The sequence below is a fragment of the Bradyrhizobium sp. cf659 genome (genome assembly GCF_900113725.1).
Taxonomy (GTDB): Bacteria; Pseudomonadota; Alphaproteobacteria; order Rhizobiales; family Xanthobacteraceae; genus Bradyrhizobium.
Genome location: NZ_FOQJ01000001.1, coordinates 1134924 through 1157189 on the forward strand (window position 1 = coordinate 1134924; position 22266 = coordinate 1157189).

20 protein-coding genes are annotated in these 22266 nt (G+C 66.8%); 14 read left to right on the forward strand and 6 right to left on the reverse strand.

All coding sequences use genetic code 11. The features are described 5' to 3' along the window. The 9 genes from BM118_RS05695 to BM118_RS05735 all read left to right on the forward strand — a co-directional run bounded on the left by BM118_RS05695 (position 1) and on the right by BM118_RS05735 (position 7965). A complete protein-coding gene (locus BM118_RS05695; RefSeq protein ID WP_092184282.1) occupies positions 1–843 on the forward strand; it encodes a metallophosphoesterase family protein in 843 nt (280 codons plus the stop codon). A 142-nt stretch (positions 844–985) separates the two neighbouring features. Next, positions 986–2281 carry an amino acid deaminase gene (locus BM118_RS05700; RefSeq protein WP_092182994.1) on the forward strand — a complete coding sequence of 432 codons (1296 nt, stop codon included), beginning with the start codon at positions 986–988 and terminating at the stop codon, positions 2279–2281. An 11-nt stretch (positions 2282–2292) separates the two neighbouring features. Next, positions 2293–2952 carry an amino acid ABC transporter permease gene (locus BM118_RS05705; RefSeq protein ID WP_092182996.1) on the forward strand — a complete coding sequence of 220 codons (660 nt, stop codon included), beginning with the start codon at positions 2293–2295 and terminating at the stop codon, positions 2950–2952. Between the two features lie 10 nt (positions 2953–2962). Next, positions 2963–3613 (forward strand): amino acid ABC transporter permease, encoded by a 651-nt coding sequence (locus BM118_RS05710; protein WP_092182998.1) that lies wholly within the window; start codon positions 2963–2965, stop codon positions 3611–3613. Next, positions 3600–4328: an amino acid ABC transporter ATP-binding protein gene (locus BM118_RS05715; RefSeq protein WP_092183000.1), complete on the forward strand. Its 729-nt coding sequence runs from the start codon at positions 3600–3602 to the stop codon at positions 4326–4328. Before BM118_RS05710 ends, BM118_RS05715 begins: the two co-directional genes overlap by 14 nt. 31 nt (positions 4329–4359) lie before the next feature. After that, complete coding sequence (locus tag BM118_RS05720; RefSeq protein ID WP_092183002.1) at positions 4360–5157, forward strand: transporter substrate-binding domain-containing protein; 798 nt, start codon at positions 4360–4362, stop codon at positions 5155–5157. 57 nt (positions 5158–5214) lie between these two features. Continuing rightward, complete coding sequence (locus BM118_RS05725) at positions 5215–5559, forward strand: RidA family protein (protein ID WP_092183004.1); 345 nt, start codon at positions 5215–5217, stop codon at positions 5557–5559. A gap of 271 nt (positions 5560–5830) precedes the next feature. Next, positions 5831–6859 (forward strand): succinylglutamate desuccinylase/aspartoacylase family protein, encoded by a 1029-nt coding sequence (locus BM118_RS05730; RefSeq protein ID WP_092183006.1) that lies wholly within the window; start codon positions 5831–5833, stop codon positions 6857–6859. Positions 6860–6900: 41 nt separating this feature from the next. Then, positions 6901–7965, forward strand: coding sequence for a LacI family DNA-binding transcriptional regulator (locus BM118_RS05735; protein WP_092183008.1), 1065 nt, complete (start codon positions 6901–6903; stop codon positions 7963–7965). Between the two features lie 10 nt (positions 7966–7975). Here BM118_RS05735 and BM118_RS05740 read toward each other — a convergent pair whose 3' ends face one another. From BM118_RS05740 to guaB, 3 genes are all read right to left on the reverse strand, one after another. Next, complete coding sequence (locus tag BM118_RS05740) at positions 7976–8284, reverse strand: hypothetical protein (protein WP_092183010.1); 309 nt, start codon at positions 8282–8284, stop codon at positions 7976–7978. 155 nt (positions 8285–8439) lie between these two features. Next, positions 8440–9462, reverse strand: a complete 1023-nt coding sequence (locus BM118_RS05745; RefSeq protein WP_177234040.1) for an NADP-dependent oxidoreductase — start codon at positions 9460–9462, stop codon at positions 8440–8442. Between the two features lie 239 nt (positions 9463–9701). Next, the gene (guaB, locus tag BM118_RS05750) at positions 9702–11195 is read right to left on the reverse strand and encodes an IMP dehydrogenase (RefSeq protein ID WP_092183014.1); all 1494 of its coding nucleotides are present in this window, start codon (positions 11193–11195) and stop codon (positions 9702–9704) included. A gap of 450 nt (positions 11196–11645) precedes the next feature. Here guaB and BM118_RS05755 point away from each other — a divergent pair, with 450 nt between their 5' ends. Then, the gene (locus BM118_RS05755) at positions 11646–13136 is read left to right on the forward strand and encodes an MDR family MFS transporter (protein WP_092183016.1); all 1491 of its coding nucleotides are present in this window, start codon (positions 11646–11648) and stop codon (positions 13134–13136) included. A 161-nt stretch (positions 13137–13297) separates the two neighbouring features. On the opposite strand, the gene BM118_RS05760 is transcribed toward BM118_RS05755, so the two are convergent. Beyond that, on the reverse strand, positions 13298–13975 hold the full coding sequence (locus BM118_RS05760) for an RlmE family RNA methyltransferase (protein WP_092183018.1): 678 nt from the start codon (positions 13973–13975) through the stop codon (positions 13298–13300). A 1-nt stretch (position 13976) separates the two neighbouring features. Then, on the reverse strand, positions 13977–15050 hold the full coding sequence (locus tag BM118_RS05765; protein WP_092183021.1) for a Ppx/GppA phosphatase family protein: 1074 nt from the start codon (positions 15048–15050) through the stop codon (positions 13977–13979). A 212-nt stretch (positions 15051–15262) separates the two neighbouring features. Between BM118_RS05765 and BM118_RS05770 the strand changes: the two genes are divergently transcribed. Further along, positions 15263–17635 (forward strand): xanthine dehydrogenase family protein molybdopterin-binding subunit, encoded by a 2373-nt coding sequence (locus tag BM118_RS05770; RefSeq protein WP_092184287.1) that lies wholly within the window; start codon positions 15263–15265, stop codon positions 17633–17635. Positions 17636–17849: 214 nt separating this feature from the next. Here the strand turns inward: BM118_RS05770 and BM118_RS41225 are convergent, their stop codons facing one another. Continuing rightward, positions 17850–18650 (reverse strand): hypothetical protein, encoded by an 801-nt coding sequence (locus BM118_RS41225; RefSeq protein ID WP_177234041.1) that lies wholly within the window; start codon positions 18648–18650, stop codon positions 17850–17852. 105 nt (positions 18651–18755) lie between these two features. On the opposite strand from BM118_RS41225, the gene BM118_RS05780 reads away from it, so the two are divergent. The 3 genes from BM118_RS05780 (at position 18756) to BM118_RS05790 (ending at position 22217) form a co-directional block, all read left to right on the forward strand. Beyond that, positions 18756–19259, forward strand: coding sequence for a YaiI/YqxD family protein (locus tag BM118_RS05780; protein ID WP_092183023.1), 504 nt, complete (start codon positions 18756–18758; stop codon positions 19257–19259). A gap of 2 nt (positions 19260–19261) precedes the next feature. Beyond that, on the forward strand, positions 19262–21073 hold the full coding sequence (locus BM118_RS05785; RefSeq protein ID WP_092183025.1) for an ABC-F family ATP-binding cassette domain-containing protein: 1812 nt from the start codon (positions 19262–19264) through the stop codon (positions 21071–21073). A 64-nt stretch (positions 21074–21137) separates the two neighbouring features. Further along, positions 21138–22217, forward strand: a complete 1080-nt coding sequence (locus BM118_RS05790; protein WP_092183027.1) for a D-TA family PLP-dependent enzyme — start codon at positions 21138–21140, stop codon at positions 22215–22217. The last annotated feature ends 49 nt before the right edge of the window (positions 22218–22266 follow it).

Sequence of the window (22266 nt, forward strand, 5' to 3'; positions counted from 1 at the left end):
ATGTCCGAATTTCGCCTGACGCAGATTTCCGACACCCATCTCGGCCGGCGCTTTCCCGGCCTAGTCGCCAACTTCCACCGCGTCTGCGAGCACATCGACGCTGACAGGCCCGATCTCGTCGTCAACACCGGCGACGTCTCGTTCGACGGGCCGACCAGCCGCGATGATGTCGTATTCGCCAAAGGCCTCCACGACGCCCTGCCCGTGACCTGCCGCTACCTGCCCGGCAATCACGACATCGGCGACAATCCGACCGCGATCGGGCCGGCGCCGAAGCCGCCGGTCAGCGAAACGCACCGCCGGCAATTTCGCGACATCATCGGCGACGACCATTGGTCGTTCGAGGCCGCGGGGTGGTGCTTCATCGGCCTCAACTCACTGGTGATGAATTCGGGCCTCGCGTTCGAGGCCGAGCAGTTCGACTGGCTCACCCGGGAGATCGCGCGCGTGAACGGCAGGCTGGTCGCGCTGTTCCTGCACAAGCCGGTGTTCCTCAACCTGCCCGACGATCCGGAGACGCCGGAGACCGCGATCCGCTACGTGCCACAGCCGGCGCGGGCGCGGCTGATCGAGATGTTTGCGCGCGTCGATCTGCGCCTGATCGCCAGCGGCCACGTGCACCAGCGCCGCGACTTCACGTTCGGTCATACACGCCACGTCTGGGCGCCGTCGGTCGGCTTCAAGATCAACGATTCACGTCAGGACCGGATCGCGATCAAGGAGACCGGCCTCGTCGAGTACCGCTTCCAGGGCGACAGTCTCGAGGTCCGCCACCTCAGGGCGGCAGGCCAGCTCGACATCGATATCGAGGAAGTCCTCCTCCAGATGGGCGGCGAGCACTAGCTCAATTCGCGAGCACAAATCCCTATCTAAATACCTCATTGCCTCGAACTTGTCCCCATATTGGCCAATTTTGACTAATGACAACGTTGTCATTCGGACATATCGTTCATTCCAGCGGTCGAGGGCCGCCGAGGGAGCGACGATGCAGTTCTTGTCCCGGTGGGATGGCCAACGCCTTTCGACGACTACCCGGGGCATTCCCCTGGTCGATGGCCTGGCCGCCGAGGACGTCGGCAGCCAGCGCTGGTCACCTTCGCGCGGCGATCTTGCCCTGCCCGCCCTCACCCTCGACGAGGCCGCCTTCGCGGCCAACCGCGACCTCTTCCTCAAATGGTGCGCGAGTGCCGGCGTCAGCGTCGCGCCCCACGCCAAGACCCCGATGTCGCCGGAGCTCGCCCGCTCGCTGCGCGCAGCCGGCGCCTGGGGCACCACGGTCGCCAACATCCAGCAGGCTGCGGTGCTGCTCGCGAGCGGCGAGCGGCGCCTGCTGCTGGCCAACGAGATCGGTGGGCTCGCGGCCGGCCGGCGGCTCGGCGCGCTGCTCGGCGCCTATCCCGACGTCGAATTTCACGCCTTCGCGGATTCGCCCGCCGCTGTCGCTGCCCTCGCCGAGGCCGCGCGGATCGCGGGACGCCGCGAATTGTCCGTGCTGATCGAGCTCGGCGCAGGCCGCGCCGGCGCACGCGATCGCGCCGCGATCGAGGCGACGATCGCAGCCGTGCTCGCCGCCGACCGGCTCGTGCTCGGCGGCGTTGCGACCTACGAGGGCGCCGCCGCAACGCCCGATGCCGACGAGACGATGCGCGCAATCGCTGTGCTGATGGAGCGCACCATCGAGACGTTTGCGCTGGTGCGCGGCGCTGCCCCGCAGCGGCCGCTGATCATGAGTGCCGGCGGCTCGGCCTATTTCGACATCGTCGCGCGCGCGCTTGCACCTAGCGCGCAGGCCGACGGCAACGCCGGCGTGATCCTGCGCTCGGGCGCGCTGTTCTTTGCCGATCACGGCATCTACGCCCTCGCCTTCGCGGAAGTGGACCGGCGCGGCGGTCTCCGCATCGACGGCACGCGCCACTCCGCCGTGGAAGGCTTTCGCCCCGCGCTGACACTTTGGGCTGAAGTTTTGTCGCGCCCCGAAGCCGGGCTCGCGATCGCCGGCTTCGGCATGCGCGACGCCTCCTTCGATCAGGGACTGCCCGTTCCGTTGCGCGTGTTCCGCGACGGCATCGAGCAGCCGGGGCTCGCCGCTGCGCTGGCGGTAACGCGCCTCAACGACCAGCACGCGTTCCTGTCCGTTGCTCCCGACAGCGCGCTTGCCGTCGGCGACGTCATCGCCTTCGGCATCTCGCATCCCTGCACCTGCCTCGACCGCTGGCGCGTGATCCTCGGGCTCGACGCCGATGGTGTGGTCACGCGCGCCCTCCCCACCCAGTTCGGCTGAGAGCGCAGGCGATGAACTTCCTGCCGCTCTGGCGCTACCAGAACCAGCTCATCGACGGGGCCATCGTCACGCTCGAGCTGACGGTGATCGCGGCGCTGGCCGGGCTCCTGATCGGCGTTGCCGGCGCGGTCGCGCTGAACGGCCGCATCACGCCGCTGCGCTGGCTGGTGCGCGGTTACATCGAGCTGTTCCGCAACACGCCGTCGCTGATCCAGATCTTCATCGTCTTCTTCGTGCTGCCGACCTTCGGCCTGAAGCTGCCGGCCTTCGAGGCCGCCGCCGTCGCGCTGTCGCTGTATTTCGGCGCCTATTCGGTCGAGATCATCCGCGCCGGTCTCGACTCCGTGCCGAAGAACCAGATCGAGGCCGGCCAGTGCCTCGGGCTGTCCGGCTGGCCGGTGTTCCGTCACATCCTGCTGCCGCCGGCGCTGCGCAACGCCTATCCGGCCGTGACCAGCCAGTTCGTCCTTTTGCTGCTCGGCACCTCGCTCGCCTCGCAGGTCGCCGCCGATGAGCTCTTCCACGTCGCGGGTTTCATCGAGAGCCGCACCTATCGCAGCTTCGAGGTCTATGCGGTGATCTGCGTGGTCTATTTCGCGATGGCGATGTCGTTCAAGGCGCTGTTCGCCATCATCGGTCTGGCGGCCTTCCGCTGGCCGCGACGGCGCTGAGGGGACAGCGATGCGATCCTTCTCCCTCATCGATTTCGTCTCGCTGTTCGCGGCGCTGCGCTGGACCGTCGCACTCGTCGTGCTCGCGCTCGCCTTCGGCGCGCCGCTGGCGCTCGGGCTCGCCATGGGCCGCATCAGCCGCTTCGCCGGGCTGCGCTGGACGATGGCGGCGTGCATCCAGGTGATCCAGAGCGTGCCGCTGCTCGGACTGTTGTTCTTCTTCTATTTCGGCATGCCGGTGTTCTTGGGAATCCAGGTGCCGGCGCTCGTTGCCGTGACCGTCGCCTACACGCTCTACACCGCCGCCTTCCTCGGCGAGATCTGGCGCGGCGGGCTGGAAGCGGTGAAGCAGGCGCAATGGGAGGCCGGCGCCTGCCTCGGTCTCTCCGCCTGGCAGCAATTCCGCCACATCATCGCGCCGCAGGCGCTGCGGCTGTCGCTGCCGCCGACCGTCGGCTTCCTGGTGCAGCTCATCAAGGGCACCTCGCTCGCCTCGATCCTCGGCTTCGTCGAGCTGGCCCGCGCCGGCCAAGTGGTGAGCGCAGCGACGTTCCAGCCGCTGCTCACCTACGCGCTCGTCGCCGCGATCTATTTCGCGCTGTGCCTGCCGCTCACGCTCTGGTCCCGCTCCTTGGAGGCCCGCCTCGATGGCTCTCGTTGAAATCCGCGACGTGCACAAGACATTCGGCAAGGTCGAGGTGCTCAAGGGCGTCTCGCTCGACGTCGAGGAAGGCGAGATCGTCACGATCATCGGCCGCTCGGGCTCCGGCAAGTCGACGCTGCTCCGCTGCATCAATGCGCTGGAGAGCGTCGATTCCGGCGAGATCCGGGTCGAGGGGCAGCAGGTTCACGCCAGGATGCCCGACCTGAAGAAATTCCGTCAGCGCGTCGGCATCGTGTTCCAGGCCTTCAACCTGTTTCCGCACCTGAAGGTCGAGCGCAACATCACGCTCGCCCCGCTCCTTACCGGCCGCATCGACAAGGCCCGCGCACGGACGCTGGCCCAGGACGTCCTCACCCGCGTCGGCCTCGCCGACAAGATCGACGCCTGGCCCGAGCAGCTTTCCGGTGGTCAGCAGCAGCGCGTTGCGATCGCGCGCTGCCTCGCGATGGCGCCTCACCTCATGCTGTTCGACGAAGTGACCTCCGCGCTCGACCCCGAACTCGTCGGGGAAGTTTTGAAGGTGATGGAGGCGATGGCGAAGCAGGGCATGACCATGATCCTGGTCACGCACGAGATGGGCTTTGCCCGCAACATCGCCAACCGCATCGTCTTCATGCACCAGGGCCGCGTCTGGGAACAGGGCCCGCCTGCAAAGCTGTTCGCCAATCCTGAAACCCCCGAGCTCGCCAGCTTCATCGCCTCAGTGAAATGATCACCCAGCCACCCGCCACCAGGAGAGAGTCATGAGACAACTGAAATCCCTCTTTGCGATCGCAGCGACCGCCCTCGCCGTGCTCGCCGCCCCCGACCTCGCGCACGCCGACAAGCTCCAGGACGTGCTCGGCTCCGGCAAGCTGCGCGTCGGCATCCTGACCGACGCCGCGCCCTGGGGCTTCAAGGACGACAAGGGCGAGATCGCGGGTCTCGACGCCGATCTCGCCCGCCTGATCGCCGCCGACATGGGCGTGAAGCTCGAGCTCGTGCCGGTGACGGGCGCAGCGCGCATCCCGAGCCTGCTGTCGGACAAGATCGACATGCTGATCGCGGGCCTCGGCGCCACGCCCGAGCGCGCCCAGCAGGTGATGTTCTCGCAGCCCTATGCCGTGGTGAATCTCGGCGTCTACGGCGCCAAGTCGCTGCCCGCCGCCACCGGCAAGAAGCCCGACAATCTCGAGGGCCGCAGCGTTGCGGTCGCCAAGGGCACGACGCTCGACGTCTGGCTCACCGACAACGCGCCCAAGGTGAAGCTGGTGCGCTTCGAGGACACGCCGGCCGCGATCGCCGCCTATCTCGCGGGCCAGGCCGACTCCTTCGCCGAGAACAGCGCCATCGCGCTGAAGGTGCAGGACCAGAACCCGACCAAGGAGGTCGAGCTGAAATTCCTGATCCGCCAGTCGCCGGCTCATGTCGGCGTACGCCAGGGCGAGCAGAACCTGCTCAACTGGATCAACACCGACATCTTCACCAACAAGCTCAACGGCAAGCTCGGCGCGTTGCAGCTGAAATGGTTCAAGGAAGAGCAGTCGCTGCCGACGCTGTGAGCCGACATGCTCCCGCGCCCGTCGCGGGAGCCTTAACCTTCACGAGGAGAATCCAACATGATCAAACGTTACGTCGTCGGCTCGCGCATGAGCCAGGCCGTCGCCGCCGGCGGCATGGTGCACATCGCCGGCCAGGTCGCGGACGACCGCAAGGCCGGCATCGTGTCGCAGACCCAGCAGGTGCTCGCCAAGATCGACGCGCTGCTCAAGGAGGCCGGCTCCGACCGCTCCAAGCTGATCGCGGTCAACGTCTTCCTGCCGCATATCACCGACTTCGACACCATGAACTCGGTCTATGATTCCTGGATTGATCCGGCCAATCCGCCGGCGCGCGCCTGCGTCGAAGCCCGTCTCGCCGATCCCGACCTGCGCGTCGAGATGACCGCGGTCGCCTTGCTCTAGAGCGAGATCCGTCTTGGTTGAATCGATGCGCGTCCAGGACTCGAGTCACCTCTCCCGTAGGGAGAGGTCGGAGCGCATCGAAGATGCGATCCGGGTGAGGGGTTACAGTCTCATTGAGTGCCGCAGCCCCTCACCCGGATTGCACTGGACGATGCTTCGCATCGCCAGGCGCAATCCGACCTCTCCCCGCTGGGGAGAGGTGAACCGCGAAGCGCCGCCCTTCCTTTAATTTTCGGCCGGCGTCGGCGACGACGCGGCCCCGAGGCAAGCCATGCATACCGGACTTTTCCACGAGATCGATTTCGAGACGGACCAGAAATGGTCCGGCCATCTCGGCATTCCCTTCTCGATCGATCGATCGCCCTACTTCCAGCTCAAGATCCCGATCTTCCGGATCAAGAACGGCACCGGGCCGAAACTCCTCTTGATGGCCGGCAATCACGGCGACGAATATGAGGGCGAGATCACGCTGACGCGGCTCTATCGCCGGCTCGATGCAAACGCCATCAAGGGCGAGATCACCATCCTGCCCTTCGCCAATCTTCCCGCCGTGATGGCGGCGCGCCGCCGCTCGCCGCTCGACGAGGGCAATCTCAACCGCGCCTTCCCGGGTGATGCCGCGGGCACGCCGACCTTCCGCCTCGCGCACTTCCTCGAGCACGAGCTGTTTCCGCGCCATGACATCGTCTTCGACATCCACTCCGGCGGCACGTCGATGGCGCATGTGCCTTGCGCGCTGATCGAGCGGCAAGGGCCGCCCGAGATGTTCGGCCAGGCTCTGCGCCTGATGGAAGGGTTGGGAATGCCCTTCGCCTTCGTCGCCGAGAACGGCGCCACCGCGCCGACCTCGATGGCGGCGGCCGCACGCGCCGGTGCTGTCGGGCTGTCAGGGGAGTTCGGCGGCGGCGGCACCGTCACGCCGCAGACGATGGCGCTCACCGCGCGCGCGGTCGACCGGCTGCTGCTCGCGCTCGGCATCGTCCAGGCCCCGGTGCTGGGGCCGCACGCGCCGGTCGAGCGGGCCACCGAGCTGCTGGCGCTGCAAAGCCATGCGCAGGCAGTGTTCGCGACGCGGCGCGGCTGGTTCGAGCCCGCGGTCATGGTCGGCGCGCGCGTTGCGGCCGGCGACGTCGCCGGCTGGTATCATGATTTCGAGCGGCCGGAGCTGCCGGAGGAGGTGCTGCGCTTCCCCGCCGACGGCATCGTGATCTCGCAACGCCTGCACACCGACAGCCAGAGCGGCGACTGCCTTGTCCAGGTCGGCCGCGCGCTGTCGCGCGACGAGATGCCGGCGCGCTGAGCTTTGGAGACAATGCCGACTTCGATTACCCTCGGGATTCGATGACCGATCCGGCAAAGCCAGGCTATGACGACGTGGTGCGCATTCCGGCGCCGCCCGGCCGCGCCAGTGCGACCGGACGGCCGCCGCGCATCGCGGAGGTGGCGGAGCGCGCGGGCGTGGCGCCGATCACGGTGTCGCGGGTGCTGCGCCATCCCCAGAAGGTCAACCGCGAGACCCGCGAGCGCATCCTCGAAGTGATCGAGGCGACCGGATACGCCTCCAACCCGCATGCGCGCGCGTTGCGCTCGGGCCGCTCGAACGTGGTCGTGGCCTTCGTCTCCAACATCCTCAGCCAGCAGTTCGGGCTCGCCGTGCGCAGCTTCGCCGCGACGCTGGAGCCGGAAGGCTTCGAGGTGCTGGTCGGCCAGACCTCCTACTCCTATGCCAAGGAGGTCGCGATGATCCAGTCGCTGCGCGGCCTCCGCCCCGCCGCGGTGATGTTCACCGGCGTGATCGAGCTCGAGGAGAATCGCACAGCGCTCCTGGAGCTCGGCATTCCCGTGATCGAGACCTGGGCGTTTCCGCGCGATCCCATCGACATGCTGGTCGGCCTGCCCAACGCGGATGCCGGTGCGATGGCGGCGCGCAGGCTGGCCGCGGCCGGACATCGCCGCGTCGCCTTCATCGGCCGCAGCAGCGGCCGTGGCGCGCTGCGCCGCGACGGCTTTCGCGCGGCGGCCGCACAGCTCGGCCTCGAGATCGTCCACGAGATCGGGGTCGGTGAGATTACGGGCCTCGTCGACGGCCGCGCCGCCTTCACCACCCTGCTCGACCGCGGCGGCCGCGTCGATGCCGTGTTCTGCGCCAACGATCTGCTCGCAACCGGCGCGCTGATCGAGGCACGCGCCCGCGGCCTGTCGGTGCCGCGCGATCTCGCCGTGCTCGGCTTCGGCGACAACGACGTCGCCGATCAGATCACGCCCGGCCTCACCACCATCTCGTTCGATGCGGCGGCCGTGGGGCGTATCGCGGCCGAACTGCTGCTGGCGCGCCTGTCCGGCACGCAGCTTGCCGAACAGCGGCTCGCCGTCGAGCTGTTCCTGGTCGAGCGCGGCAGCGTTTGAGGATTGCGGCTTACGCCACGCTCTTGAGGTCCTGCTGGATCGCAGCCAGCAAGGATTCCAGCGCCGCGCTGTTCACCGGCTTCGCCTCGGCCATCCCGGGCTGGACCTTGACGGACTGAACACCGGCGGGCTGCGCAGCCTTGAGCGGACGCTTCGGGAATGGTGGCGGTGCCGGCATCGCGGGCCGGGTGACATCGCCCACCTCCTCGGCGTGAACGAACTTGCCATGGATGACGTCGTCGCGGCGGCCCATGACGAACATCGTCGTCCAATAGCCGGCGGCGAGAAGGATTACGCAGAAAACACTGATCTCTAACATCGCAACACCCAAAATATGCGCGATGATTCAATGCCTTCGCTCGCCGGTCAATGAACCGGCGGTCACACCTGCGGCTTTTGCCGGCAGGTGTGGCCGTTTGGTGACTCTTTGTTAACCATCCGCCGCCTGGAGGGCGGTGCAACCAGGCCTTGCAACTAGGCCTTATCTGGCCCCACCCGCACCAGCTGCTTGCCGAAATTGGCCCCCTTCAGGAGCCCCATGAAGGCGCCGGGGGCGCTCTCCAGGCCCTCGGTGACGAACTCCTTGTATTTCATCTTGCCGTCGCGGACCCAGCCGGACATGTCGCGCAGGAAGTCGCCATGGCGCGCGGCGAAGTCGGAGACGATGAAGCCGCGGAAGGTCAGCCGCTTGGTCAGGGTCGCGCGCATCATGCTGGCGGCCCATTTCGGCGGCTTGGCCTCGGTGTCGTTATAGTGCGCGATCAGGCCGCAGACCGGCACGCGCGCGAACGGATTGAGCAGCGGGAAGACCGCTTCGAACACGGCGCCGCCGACATTCTCGAAATAGACGTCGATGCCCTTCGGGCAGGCGAACTTCAGCTTGGCCGGAAAATCGGTTTCGCGATGATCGAGACATTCGTCAAAGCCGAGCTCCTTCACCACGTAGTCGCACTTGTCCTTGCCTCCGGCGATGCCGACAGCGCGCGCGCCCTTGATCTTGGCGATCTGGCCGACGGCCGAGCCGACCGCGCCGGAGGCACCGGCGACGACGACGGTCTCGCCTTCCTGCGGCTTGCCGATGTCGAGCAGGCCCGTATAGGCGGTCATGCCGGGCATGCCGAGCACGCCGATCGAGGTCGAGATCGGGCCGAGCTTGGGATCGACCTTGATCAGGCCCTTGCCGCTGGAGATCGCATGCGTCTGCCAGCCCGAGCGGATGCGCACGATGTCGCCTACCGCGAAATCAGGATTGTTGGACGCCGCGACCTCGCTGACCGCCTCGCCCTCCATCACGCCGCCGATCGGCACCGGCGCGGCGTAGGACGGCCCCTCGCTCATGCGCCCGCGCATATAGGGATCGAGCGACAGCCAGATCGTGCGCAGCAGGACTTCGCCCGCGCCGGGCGTCGGGATCGCGAATTCCTCGATGCGGAAATCAGACGGCTTGGGTTCGCCGACGGGACGCGCGGCGAGAACGATGCGCTTGGCTTGGGACATGGTGGCTTCCTCCTGATTGCTTGTTGCAGTCATTTAGGAGGTGCGTGGGAATGACGCAAACCCAATACGCCCTGTCATCGCCCGCCTTGTGCGCACTTGCGCACTGGGGCGGGCGATCCAGTACTCCGAGGCGGCTGTGATTGAACCGAGAAGCAGCGGCGTACTGGATGCCCCGCCTACGCGGGGCATGACACCGTCATTGAGGCGAGCGCACCGAAACCAACGCGCAGCCGAAGCGTCTAACCCCCGCCCGGATAGTTCGGCGCCTCGCGCGTGATGGTGACGTCGTGGACGTGGCTTTCGCGCAGGCCCGCGCCGGTGATGCGGACGAACTGCGCCTTCTGGTGCAGCTCCTTCATGTCCTTTGCGCCGACATAGCCCATCGCGGCGCGCAAGCCCCCGGCGAGCTGATGCATGACGTTGCCGACCGGGCCCTTGTAGGGCACCTGGCCCTCGATGCCTTCCGGCACGAGCTTGAGCGTGTCCTTGATGTCCTGCTGGAAGTAGCGATCGGCAGATCCCCGCGCCATCGCGCCGACCGACCCCATGCCGCGATAGGCCTTGTAGGAACGGCCCTGCCACAGGAAGACTTCGCCGGGCGTCTCGTCGGTACCCGCGAGCAGCGAGCCGACCATCGCGATGTCGGCGCCGGCGGCGAGCGCCTTGGCAAGATCGCCGGAGAACTTGATGCCGCCGTCGGCGATGACGGGGATGTCCGACTTCTTCGCGGCCTCGACCGCATCCATGATCGCGGTGAGCTGGGGAACGCCGACGCCGGCGACGATGCGGGTGGTGCAGATCGAGCCCGGGCCGATGCCGACCTTGATGCAGTCCGCGCCCGCATCGATCAGCGCCTGCGCGCCTTCGGAGGTCGCGACGTTGCCGGCGACGACCTGCACCGAGTTGGAGAGACGCTTGATGCGGTTCACCGCGTGCAGCACGTGGCGCGAATGGCCGTGCGCGGTGTCGACGACAACGAGGTCAACGCCGGCATCGATCAGCCGCTCGGTGCGCTCGAAGCCGGTGTCGCCGACGGTGGTGGCGGCGGCGACGCGAAGGCGGCCCTGCGCGTCCTTGCAGGCGAGCGGATGGGCGACCGCCTTTTCCATGTCCTTCACGGTGACGAGGCCGACGCAGCGATATTGCTCGTCGACGACGAGCAATTTCTCGATGCGATGCTGGTGCAGCATCCGCCGCGCCTCGTCCTGGCTGACGTTCTCGCGCACGGTGACGAGACCTTCATGCGTCATCAGCTCGGAGACTTTTTGCCGGCGGTCGGTGGCGAACCGCACGTCGCGGTTGGTGAGGATGCCGACCAGCTTGCCCGGCGTGGACTTGCCTGCGCCGGTGACGACGGGAATGCCGGAGATGCCGTGATCGCTCATGAGCTTGAGCGCATCGTCGAGCGTGGCCTCGGGGCTGATGGTGAGCGGGTTCACCACCATGCCCGACTCGTAGCGCTTGACCTGACGGACCTGGGCGGCCTGCCCTTCGGGATCGAAATTGCGATGGATGACGCCGAGGCCGCCGGCCTGCGCCATGGCGATCGCCATGCGGGCCTCGGTGACGGTGTCCATGGCGGAGGCCATGATCGGGATGTTGAGCGGGATGGCGCGGGTGACGCGGGAGCGAATGTCGACCTCGCCAGGCATGACGTCCGAGAGGCCTGGCTTCAACAGCACGTCGTCGAACGTAAGGGCTTCGCGGATGCCTTGAACTTGCACCGTGGCCATCTGCCAACTCCTTCCTGCGGCCCTGCCGCAAATAGCTATGGATGAGCGCCGCCCTCGGCGTACCTTGCGGCATCGCCGGAGAATCGGAGCCCATCGGTGGGGTTGACGCGGGTCGATAGCACGGCCGCGTGACGAATCAAAGCAAATCGAACCGCCGGCCAGCCATGCACAGGCTTTTTGGGTAAATTCAGCGTGGATAGCCGGGGGGCGGCCTCCTCGTCATTCCGGGGCGCGACGACGTCGCGAGCCCGGAATCCATCCCGCAGCAGTCTCTGGGGCCCGATGGATTCCGGGCTCGCGCCAAGTGGCGCGCCCCGGAACGACGAGAGAGGGGCACACCGCTATTACCGGGGATTTAGGTGCTATGCGTCGATCCGCAATGGTCGCGGCCCGGCGGCGGTGTTAAGCCGCAACTCCACCCTTCCTTCCGATTTTCATTACCGATCCGTCATGGTCGACAAGCAACGCGTCATTCCGCTGATCGTGGCCACCGCTCTCTTCATGGAGAACATGGACTCGACGGTGATCGCCACCTCGCTGCCGGCGATCGCGGCCGACATCGGCACCAGCCCGCTGACGCTGAAGCTCGCCATTACGTCCTACCTGCTGTCGCTCGCGGTGTTCATCCCGGCGAGCGGCTGGACCGCCGACCGGTTCGGCGCGCGCATGGTGTTCGCGATTGCCGTCGGCGTGTTCATGGTCGGCTCGGTTGGCTGCGCGCTCTCGACCTCGGTCACCGACTTCGTGTTCGCCCGCATCCTCCAGGGCATGGGCGGGGCAATGATGACGCCGGTCGGGCGCCTCGTGCTGCTGCGCTCGGTCGACAAGAGCGCGCTGGTCAATGCGATGGCCTGGGTGACGGTCCCTGCCCTCATAGGTCCCGTGATCGGGCCGCCGCTCGGCGGCTTCATCACCACCTACGCGTCATGGCACTGGATCTTCCTGATCAATATTCCGATCGGGCTGCTCGGCATCTTCATGGCCTTGCGCTTCATCGATCCCATCAAGAGCGAGGAACGCGAGCCGTTCGATCTCTACGGCATGGTGCTCGCCGGGCTCGGGCTTGCCGGCATCGCCTTCGGCCTGTCGGTGGCCGGCCTCAATTTGCTGCCATGGAGCACGGTCGCCGCCCTGGTCGTCGGCGGATCGATCTCGATGACGCTGTATGTGCTCCACGCCCGGCGGACGGGATCGCCGGTGCTGGACTTCTCGCTGCTGACCCTGCCGACGCTGCGCGCGGCCGTCTTCGGCGGCTTCCTGTTCCGGCTCGGCATCGGTGCACTGCCGTTCCTGCTGCCGCTCCTGATGCAGATCGGCTTCGGACTGACGCCGTTCCATTCGGGCCTCGTCACGTTTGCCTCCTCGCTCGGCGCCATGGGCATGAAGACGCTGGCGGCGCGGATCATCCGCACCTTCGGCTTCCGCAATCTGATGACGGTGAACGCGATCGTCAGCGCGTTCTTCCTCGGCGTCTGCGCGCTGTTCACGGTGACGACGCCGCTGCTGATCATCATGGTGATCCTGGTGGTCGGCGGCTTCTTCCGCTCGCTGGAGTTCACCGCGATCAACACGGTGGCCTATGCCGAGGTGGAGACCGCGCAGATGAGCCGCGCCACCACGCTCGTCAGCGTCAACCAGCAGCTCGCGGTCTCGGCGGGCGTCGCCGTCGGCGCAGCTTCGGTGGAGACGACGATGTGGCTGCGCCATGTCAGCGAGCTCGACGCCACCGTGTTCGCGCCCGCCTTCGTCGTCGTCGCGCTGACCTCGGCGGCCTCGAGCTGGTTCTTCTGGCAGATGCCCACTGATGCCGGCCACGAGATCTCAGGCCGCAAGGCGACTGAGATCGCGAGCCGCAAGGGAGCCGGCAAGGGCGCGGAGAAGGCGGCCGTCAAGGCGGCGACAGAAGATACGCAGGACGTGCGCGACCAGCGGCTGGGGTAATTTCGCGAGCGGGCTCGACACATTCAGTGTCGTCCCGGCGTAGGCCGGGACCCATACGCCGAGACGCTCGTTTGGTGCGAGACGGCAATTGGCAATCTTCGCCAAATGCAATTTGGTGGATATGGGTCCCGGCCTTCGCCGGGACGACGGCGGAGGTCTTGTTACCCGCCGCGAAACCCGGTCGCCAGCACGTAGCGCTCGGAGGAATCCTGCCGGCTGGCCGCGGGCTTGACGTGGCGCACCGTGGCGAAATCGCGCTTGAGCTGGGCAAGCAGCTCGGCGTCGGCGCCGCTCTGGAACGTTTTCGCCAGGAAGGTCCCGCCAGGCTTGAGCACGTCGCAGGCAAACGCCGCGGCGGTCTCGATCAGGCCGACGATGCGGAGCTGGTCGGTCTTGCGGTGACCGGTGGTGTTGGCGGCCATGTCGGACATCACAACATCCGCGCCGCCCCCCAGCATCGCGGTGAGCTTTGCCGGCGCGTCGTTGTCCATGAAATCGAGCTGCGCGAACTCGACGCCGGCAATCTCGGGCATCTCCAGCAGGTCGATCGCAACGACCTTGCCCTTGCCGTCCACCGAGCCGACGCGCTTGGCCGCGATCTGGCTCCAGCCGCCCGGCGCCGCGCCGAGATCGACCACGGCCATGCCGTGCTTCAGCAGCCGAAACTTGTCGTCGATCTCGAGCAGCTTGAATGCGGCGCGCGAGCGATAGCCCGCAGCCTTGGCTTTCGCCACATAGGGATCGTTGAGCTGCCGCTCCAGCCACAGCTTCGATGACAATTTGCGCTTGCCGCCGGTCTTGACCTGGACGTGCAAGCGGCCGGTGGTGTCCTTGGCCATCTCACCAGCTCCTGAGCGCGCCGTCCTCGCGCATCATCTCGACCAGCATGCCTTCGCGCAGGCCCCGGTCGGCGACGCGCAGGCGCGGCAGCGGAAAGGCGCGGCGGATCGCATCGAGGATGGCGCAGCCCGCAAGCACGAGATCGGCGCGCTCGACGCTGATGCAGCTGTTGTTCGCGCGCTCCTCGTAGCTCATGCCGAGCAGCTTGTTGATGGTCGCGGTGATGTCGGAATCGTTCATCCAGATGCTGTCGATGCGGCGGCGGTCGTAGCGCGCGAGATTGAGATGGATGCCGGCGAGCGTCGTCACGGTGCCCGAGGTACCGAGCAGGTGCATCTCAGTGAGATCGCCGCCGTTCTGTTCCGCGAACGGCGCGACGTGGTTCGCCACCTCCTGCTCCATCGCGGCGTAGATCTCCGGCGTCACGTCGCGGCCGCCGAACTGCTCGGCGAGCGTGACCACGCCGAACGGGATCGACATCCAGGCTTTTATGCGCGGCTCTGGATTTGTGGGATCGCGCTCGATCCGCACCAGCTCGGTCGAGCCGCCGCCGATGTCGAACAGGATCGCGCCCCTGCCCCTGGGATCGACCAGCGGCGAGCAGCCGAGCACGGCGAGCGAAGCCTCGGTCTCGCGATCGATCACCTCGAGCTCGATGCCGGTCTCGGCCGCGACGCGGCTGCGAAAGCCCTCCGCGTTCGAGGCCGCGCGGCAGGCCTCGGTCGCGATCAGCCGCAGCCGCCGCGCTTTCCGCAAGTTGATCTTGTCGCGGCAGATGCTGAGCGCCGCGATGGCGCGCTCGATCGCGGCCTCGCTGATGGACCCCGTCGCCGAGACCCCCTCGCCGAGCCGGATGATCCGGGAGAAGGAATCGACCACGCGAAAGCCATCGCTGGTAGGACAGGCGATCAGGAGCCGGCAATTGTTGGTTCCGAGGTCCAGCGCCGCGTAGACCCCGGTTCCCGGCGCTTGCGCGGCGACGGCCGGCTCAGTGGCCAATGCCACCGCCGCCATCGACCCCTCGAGCTCACCGTGCGGCCCATGGCCGTCACGGAGCCGCGTGTGGTCATTCATACAAATTGTCTTTCCGCGGCCCGCTGGGGCCGAGCTGGAATTGCTTTTTCGCCTGAAACATTAGCAGCGCGGCAGGCCTGCGCAACAACGCATCACATGGGACCATGCCCATTCGTGCGTTGTCGTGAACGGGACCGTGGGCTATTTTTGAGGGGTCCGGTCCCCCAGGCGTCCCCCAAAACGCGCAATTGCCGGCTTTTCAGGTCAAATCCATGCAAGAACACACCAAATCGTCCACGCTCGAAAACGCTATTGCACTGCAAAAATATGGCGTCGGGCAGCCCGTCCGCCGCAAGGAGGACGACACCCTGGTGCGCGGCAAGGGCCGCTACACCGACGATTTCAACCTGCCCGGCCAGGCCTATGCCGTGGTGGTCCGCTCGACCCATGCCCATGGAAACATCCGCGGCATCGGCCTTGATGCCGCCAAGGCGATGCCGGGCGTGCTGGGGGTCTGGACCGGCAAGGATCTCGATGCGGCCGGCTACGGCCCCTTCACCTGCGGCCTGCCGCTGAAGAGCCGTGACGGCTCGCCCCTGCTCCAGACCAACCGCCAGCCGCTGGCGACCGACAAGGTCCGCTTCGTCGGCGATCCCGTCGCTTTCGTCGTGGCGGAGACGCTGGCCCAGGCGCGCGATGCGGCCGAGGCGGTCGAGCTCGACATCGAGCCGCTGCCGGCGGTGACGGACCCGGAGGAGGCCGCGCAGCCCGGCGCGCCGCAGCTCTACGACCACATCCCGAACAACGTCGCGCTCGACTACCATTATGGCGACATGGAGAAGGTGAACGCGGCCTTTGCCAGCGCCGCCCACGTCACCAGGATCGACATCGAGAACACCCGCGTCGCCGTGGTCTCGATGGAGCCGCGCGTCGGCCTTGCCTCCTACGACAAGAAGGCCGAGCGCTACACGCTCCAGGTTCCGACGCAGGGTGTCGCCGGCAACCGCGCCAATCTCGCCAAGAACCTGAAGGTGCCGAACGAGAAGGTACGCATTCTCACCGCCAATGTCGGCGGCTCCTTCGGAATGAAGAACATCAACTATCCCGAATACATGTGCATCCTGTACGCGGCCAAGGCGCTGGAACGGCCGGTGAAGTGGCTGGACGAGCGTTCGACCAGCTTCCTCTCCGACAGCCACGGCCGTGCGCAGAAGATTCATGCCGAGCTCGCGCTCGACGCCGAGGGGCATTTCCTCGCGGCCAAGCTCTCCGGTTACGGCAATCTCGGCGCCTACATCACCGGCGTTGCGCCGGGCCCGCTCTCGCTCAATACCGGCAAGAACTTTTCCAGCGTCTACCGCACGCCGCTGATGGGCATCGACATCAAGACGGTGCTGACCAACACCACGCTGATGGGCGCCTATCGCGGCGCCGGCCGGCCCGAGGCGAACTACTACATGGAGCGGCTGATCGACCGCGCCGCCGACGAGATGGGCATCAACCGGCTGACCCTGCGCAAGCGCAACTTCATCAAGCCGAACCAGATGCCGTTCCCGGCCTCCTCCGGAGTCACCTACGACAGCGGCGACTTCCAGGCCGTCTTCAACAAGGCGCTCGAAATCTCCGATCACGAGAATTTCGCCAAGCGCAAGAAGGACAGCAAGAAGGCCGGCAAGCTGCGCGGCATCGCCGTCGGCTCCTACCTCGAGGTCACCGCGCCGCCGAGCCCCGAGCTCGGCAAGATCGTGTTCGATCCTGACGGCAGCGTGCAGCTCATCACCGGCACGCTCGATTACGGTCAGGGCCATGCCACCCCGTTCGCACAGGTGCTGTGCGCCCAGCTCGGCGTCCCCTTCGAGAACGTCAAGCTGGTGCAGGGCGACAGCGACATCGTTCACACCGGCAACGGCACCGGCGGATCGCGCTCGATCACGGCGAGCGGCATGGCGATCGTCGAGGCCTCCAAGCTCGTGATCGAAAAGGGCAAGCGCGCCGCCGCACACATGCTGGAGGCCTCCGAAGCCGACATCGAGTTCGAAGGCGGCAGCTTCACCATCGCCGGCACCGACCGCAGCATCGACATCATGGAGCTGGCCAAGCGCCTGCACGACGGCAAGGTGCCGGAGGGCGTGCCTGACTCGCTCGACGTCGACCACACCAGCGAGCCGGTGCCCTCTGCCTTCCCGAACGGCTGCCACGTCGCCGAGGTCGAGATCGACCCTGACACCGGCGTGGTGCAGATCGTGCGCTACAGCGCGGTCAACGATTTCGGCACGGTGATCAACCCGCTGCTGGTCGCAGGCCAGCTTCATGGCGGCGTCGTCCAGGGCATTGGACAGGCGCTGATGGAGCACGTCCGCTACGACGAGAGCGGTCAGCCGATCACGGGCTCGCTGATGGACTACGCGCTGCCGCGCGCCGAGGACGTGCCGAACATGACGGTCGGCGACCACCCGGTGCCGGCCACGACCAATCCGCTCGGCAGCAAGGGTTGCGGCGAAGCCGGCTGCGCCGGCAGCCTGTCGACCGTGGTGAACGCCGTGCTCGACGCGCTCTCCGACCACGGCATCAAGCACATCGACATGCCGCTGACGCCGGAGCGCGTGTGGCGGGCGATCCAGGACGCGAAGGGCAAGGCGGCGTAAGACTGCGCTCTCTCCATCGTCATGGCCGGGCTTGACCCGGCCAACCACGCCGAGGATCGGACGCTGCCTCTACAACCATCACTGTCATCGCCCGCGAAGGCGGGCGATCCAGTACTCCGTAACAGACCTGATTGAATCGAGAAGCCGCGGCGTACTGGATGCCCCGCCTTCGCGGGGCATGACACCAAATGTTAGGACGCGCAGTGCCCCTTCCCTACGCCGCCGCCTGCTCGCGCGGCTGGTAGATCGCCGTGTGCTGACAATGCGCCAGCGGTGTCTTGCCATTGGCGACGACCAGCGCGTCGAGCTCGACGAAGCGGTGGCCTTTCTTCTCGTAGTTCGCGGTCACCTTGGCCCGCGCAACGATCTCGTCGCCGGTGCGCGCGGGCGACAGCAGCTGCATGCGGCTGCCGACGTGGATCCACGGGCCCAAAATGGTGTTGTCGACGAGCACGCGGTTCATCACGCGCTGGATCAGGCCGGGATGGCCGAGCCCCTCGCGCGCGAAGACCGGATCGGTTTCCCTGATCTCGGCGAGATAGTCCGCGGCGGCCTGCCCGATCCATCGGCGCGGCTCTGTGCCAAGCCATTTGCCGGTCTCGAACGTCGCGGGGCTGACCGGCTTTCGCTCGGCGACCGCGGGGACCGCGAGATAGTCGTTCAAAGCCACCGCCGGCGCGGCCGCCGGCAGCGAGGCCGTCCCGGTGGCGCAGAGCTCGGTGCGGCTGAACACCTCGATCGTGAGCAGGCCATTGTGCTCGGTCGCATCGACATCGGCCGTCTCGCCGTCATAGACCGGCTTGATGAAGCGGGCCTCCACCAGTCCGCGTGACAGGAAATCGCGGCCCCAGTACGCCACCGGCACGTGCATCATGTAGGCGAAGACGTCGACACCAGGCACCAGCCCGCCGGAAAAGCCGAAGCGGCGCGCCACCCTGTCGTCATGCATCTTGTTTTCGGATTGTTTGGCGGTGTTGTAGGCCTCGACGCGGTAGGTTTCGAGCCGGTTCGGCATAGCTGGCCTTCCCAAAATTCTTGCTGTTTCGGGCTGATCGTAGGCCCAAGGGAACACCGGTCAATCCCCTCGCCTTTGCGGCCCGAATGGGGTACCACCCCGCCAATGACTGACACGCCCACCCGCATCTATGTCGACGCCGACGCCTGTCCGGTGAAGGACGAGATCTACCGCGTCGCGCTCCGGCACGGCGTGCCCGTGAGCGTGGTGGCCGGCAATTTCATTCGCGTGCCGCAGGATCCGCTGATCGAGCGCATCGCGGCGGGTGCCGGCATGGATGCCGCCGACGACTGGATCGCCGAGCGCGCCCGCCCGGGCGATGTCATCGTCACCTCCGACATTCCGCTGGCCAGCCGCTGCGTGAAAGCGGGCGCCGACGTGATCGCGCCGAACGGCAAGCCGTTCACCGAGGAATCGATCGGGATGACGCTGGCGGTGCGCAACCTCATGACGGATCTGCGCTCGGCCGGCGAAGTCACCGGCGGCCCGCGATCGTTCGCGCCGCGCGACCGGTCGACGTTCCTCTCGGCGCTCGACCAGACGCTGCGCCGGATCCAGCGCCGCCGCGCTGATGCGGCCGCAACGAGCCAGAATTCAAGTCAGGGCTGACGATGGCGCCGCCGCTGATCCAACTCAAGGACATCAAGCTGACGTTTGGCGGCACGCCGCTATTGAACGGCGTCGAGCTCAACGTTGCGACTGGCGAGCGGGTCTGCCTGATCGGCCGCAACGGCTCGGGCAAATCAACGCTTCTCAAGATCGCGGCCGGGCTGGTCGAGCCCGACGGCGGCACGCGCTTCGTGCAGCCCGGCGCCACGATCCGCTATCTGCCGCAGGAGCCTGATTTCGGCGACCACAAGACCACGCTCGCCTATGTCGAGGCGGGGCTCGCGCCCGGCGACGACCAGCATCAGGCGCGCTATCTGCTGGAGCAGCTCGGCCTGACCGGCGACGAGAACCCGCAAAACCTCTCCGGCGGCGAAGCGCGCCGCGCGGCGCTCGCCTGTGTGCTTGCGCCCTCGCCCGACATCCTGCTGCTGGACGAGCCGACCAACCATCTCGATCTCTCCACCATCGAATGGCTGGAACAGGAGCTCGACAGCCGCCGCAGCGCGCTGGTGCTGATCAGCCACGACCGCCGCTTCCTCACCAATCTCTCGCGCTCGACCGCCTGGCTCGATCGCGGCCGCATTAAGCAGATCGACCGAGGCTTCGCCTCGTTCGAAACCTGGCGCGACGAGGTGCTCGCCGAGGAAGAGCGCGACCAGCACAAGCTCGACCGCAAGATCGTCGACGAGGAGCACTGGCTGCGCTACGGCGTGTCCGGCCGACGCAAGCGCAACGTCAAGCGGCTTGCCAATCTGCACTCGCTGCGCGACCAGCGCCGCAACTATCGCGGCACCGTCGGCAGCGCCAATCTCGCGGCCGCCGAGGCTGAGCAGTCCGGCAAGCTGGTGATCGAAGCCAAGGGCATCACCATGGCCTATGGCGAGCGCAAGATCGTCGATAATTTCTCCACCCGCATCCAGCGCGGCGACCGGCTCGGCATCATCGGCCCGAACGGCGCCGGCAAGACCACGCTGGTCAATTTGCTCACCGGCGGCATGCAACCCGACTCCGGCACCGTGCGGCTCGGAGCCAATCTGGAGATGGCGACGCTCGACCAGCACCGTGAAAGCCTCGATCCCAAAGCGACGCTGGCGGAGGCGCTGACCGGCGGCCGTGGCGACCAGATCATGGTCGGCGGCAAGCCGAAGCATGTCGTCGGCTACATGAAGGACTTTCTGTTCGCGCAGGAGCAGCGCGGCACGCCACTGGAAGTGCTCTCGGGCGGCGAGCGCGGCCGGCTGATGCTGGCGCGCGCACTGGCCAAGCCCTCGAACCTGCTGGTGCTGGACGAGCCGACCAACGATCTCGACCTGGATACGCTCGACGTCCTCGAAGACATGCTCGGCGACTACGAGGGCACGGTGATCCTGATCAGCCACGACCGCGACTTCCTCGACCGCGTCGTCACCTCCGTGATCGCGCCCGAGGGCAACGGCAGATGGATCGAATATGCCGGCGGCTACAGCGATATGCTGGTGCAACGTGGCGCCGACCTCAAGCGCGAAACGGCGAAGGCGCAGCCTGCTGCGGAGAAGAAAGAGGAGCGGCAAGCGGCTCCCGCATCCGCGCCGAAGCGGCGGCTGAGCTTCAACGAGAAGCACGCGCTGGAAACACTGCCGAAAAAGATGGAAGCGCTGCAGGCCGATATCGCCAAGCTGCAACGCGTGCTCGACGATCCCAACCTCTACGCCAAGGATCGCAAGAAATTCGACGACACCTCCGCCGCCATCGCCAAGGCGCATGACGAATTGTCCGCCGCCGAAGAGCGCTGGCTCGAACTCGAAATGCTTCGCGAAGAAATTGAACAGGCTTAGCGCGTATTCCGCAAAAGTGGGCACCGGTTTTGCGATCAGACTACGCGCCAACTAGGGGACTGCCATGACAACGACTCTCGCCGCCAAGATCGCCCGCGAATACGGCACGCCCTGCGCCGTCATCGACATGGACAAGGTCGAGCGCAACATCGCGCGGATCCAGAAGGCCTGTGACGATGCCGGCGTCGCCAATCGTCCCCACATCAAGACGCACAAGAACCCGACCATTGCGAAGATGCAGGTGGCGGCCGGCGCAAAGGGCATCACCTGCCAGAAGCTCGGCGAGGCCGAGATCATGGCCAATGCCGGCATCGACGACATCCTGATCAGCTACAATCTGCTCGGCGAAGAGAAGATGGCGCGGCTCGGCGCGCTCCAGGCCAAGGCAAACATGACGGTGGCCGCGGACAATTCGACGGTCGTCGCAGGTCTGCCCAAGGCCGCCGCAGCCTCGGGCCGTCCGCTCTCGGTGGTGGTCGAATGCGATACGGGCCGCAAGCGCGCGGGCGTCGAGACACCGGCGGAGGCGATTGCGCTGGCGCGCGAGATCGCCGGGTCCAAAGGGCTCGAATTCGCCGGCTTCATGCTCTATCCGACCGAGACCGGCTGGGCAGACGCGCAAAAATTCTACGACGAGGCGCTGGCCGGCGTGCGTGCGCACGGGCTGGATGCAAAGATCGTCTCGACCGGCGGCACGCCGAACCTCGTCAATCTCGGCAAGCTCAAGGGCGGCACCGAGCATCGCTTCGGCACTTACATCTACAACGACCGCATGCAGGTCGCGGCCGGCTCCGCGACGTGGGACGACTGCGCGCTGCACATCTATTCAACCGTGGTGAGCCGCGCCGCACCCGAGCGCGGCATTCTCGATGCCGGCTCCAAGACGCTGACCACGGACACCGGCGGGCTCGACGGCCACGGCCTGATCCTGGAGCACCCCGAAGCCAAGATCGCGCGCTTCGCCGAGGAGCACGGCTTCCTCGATCTCTCCCGCAGCAACACGCGGCCGAATGTCGGCGATGTCGTGCGCATCGTGCCCAATCATGTTTGCGTCGTCGTCAACATGATGGACGAGGTGCTGATGGTCCGTGGCGAGGAGATCATCGGCACACTGCCGGTGGCGGCGCGTGGGAAGCTGCGGTAGCGGCGCGGCGGAGCGCCGTCGCGACGACGCTTTCTCTGAGCCGTCACCC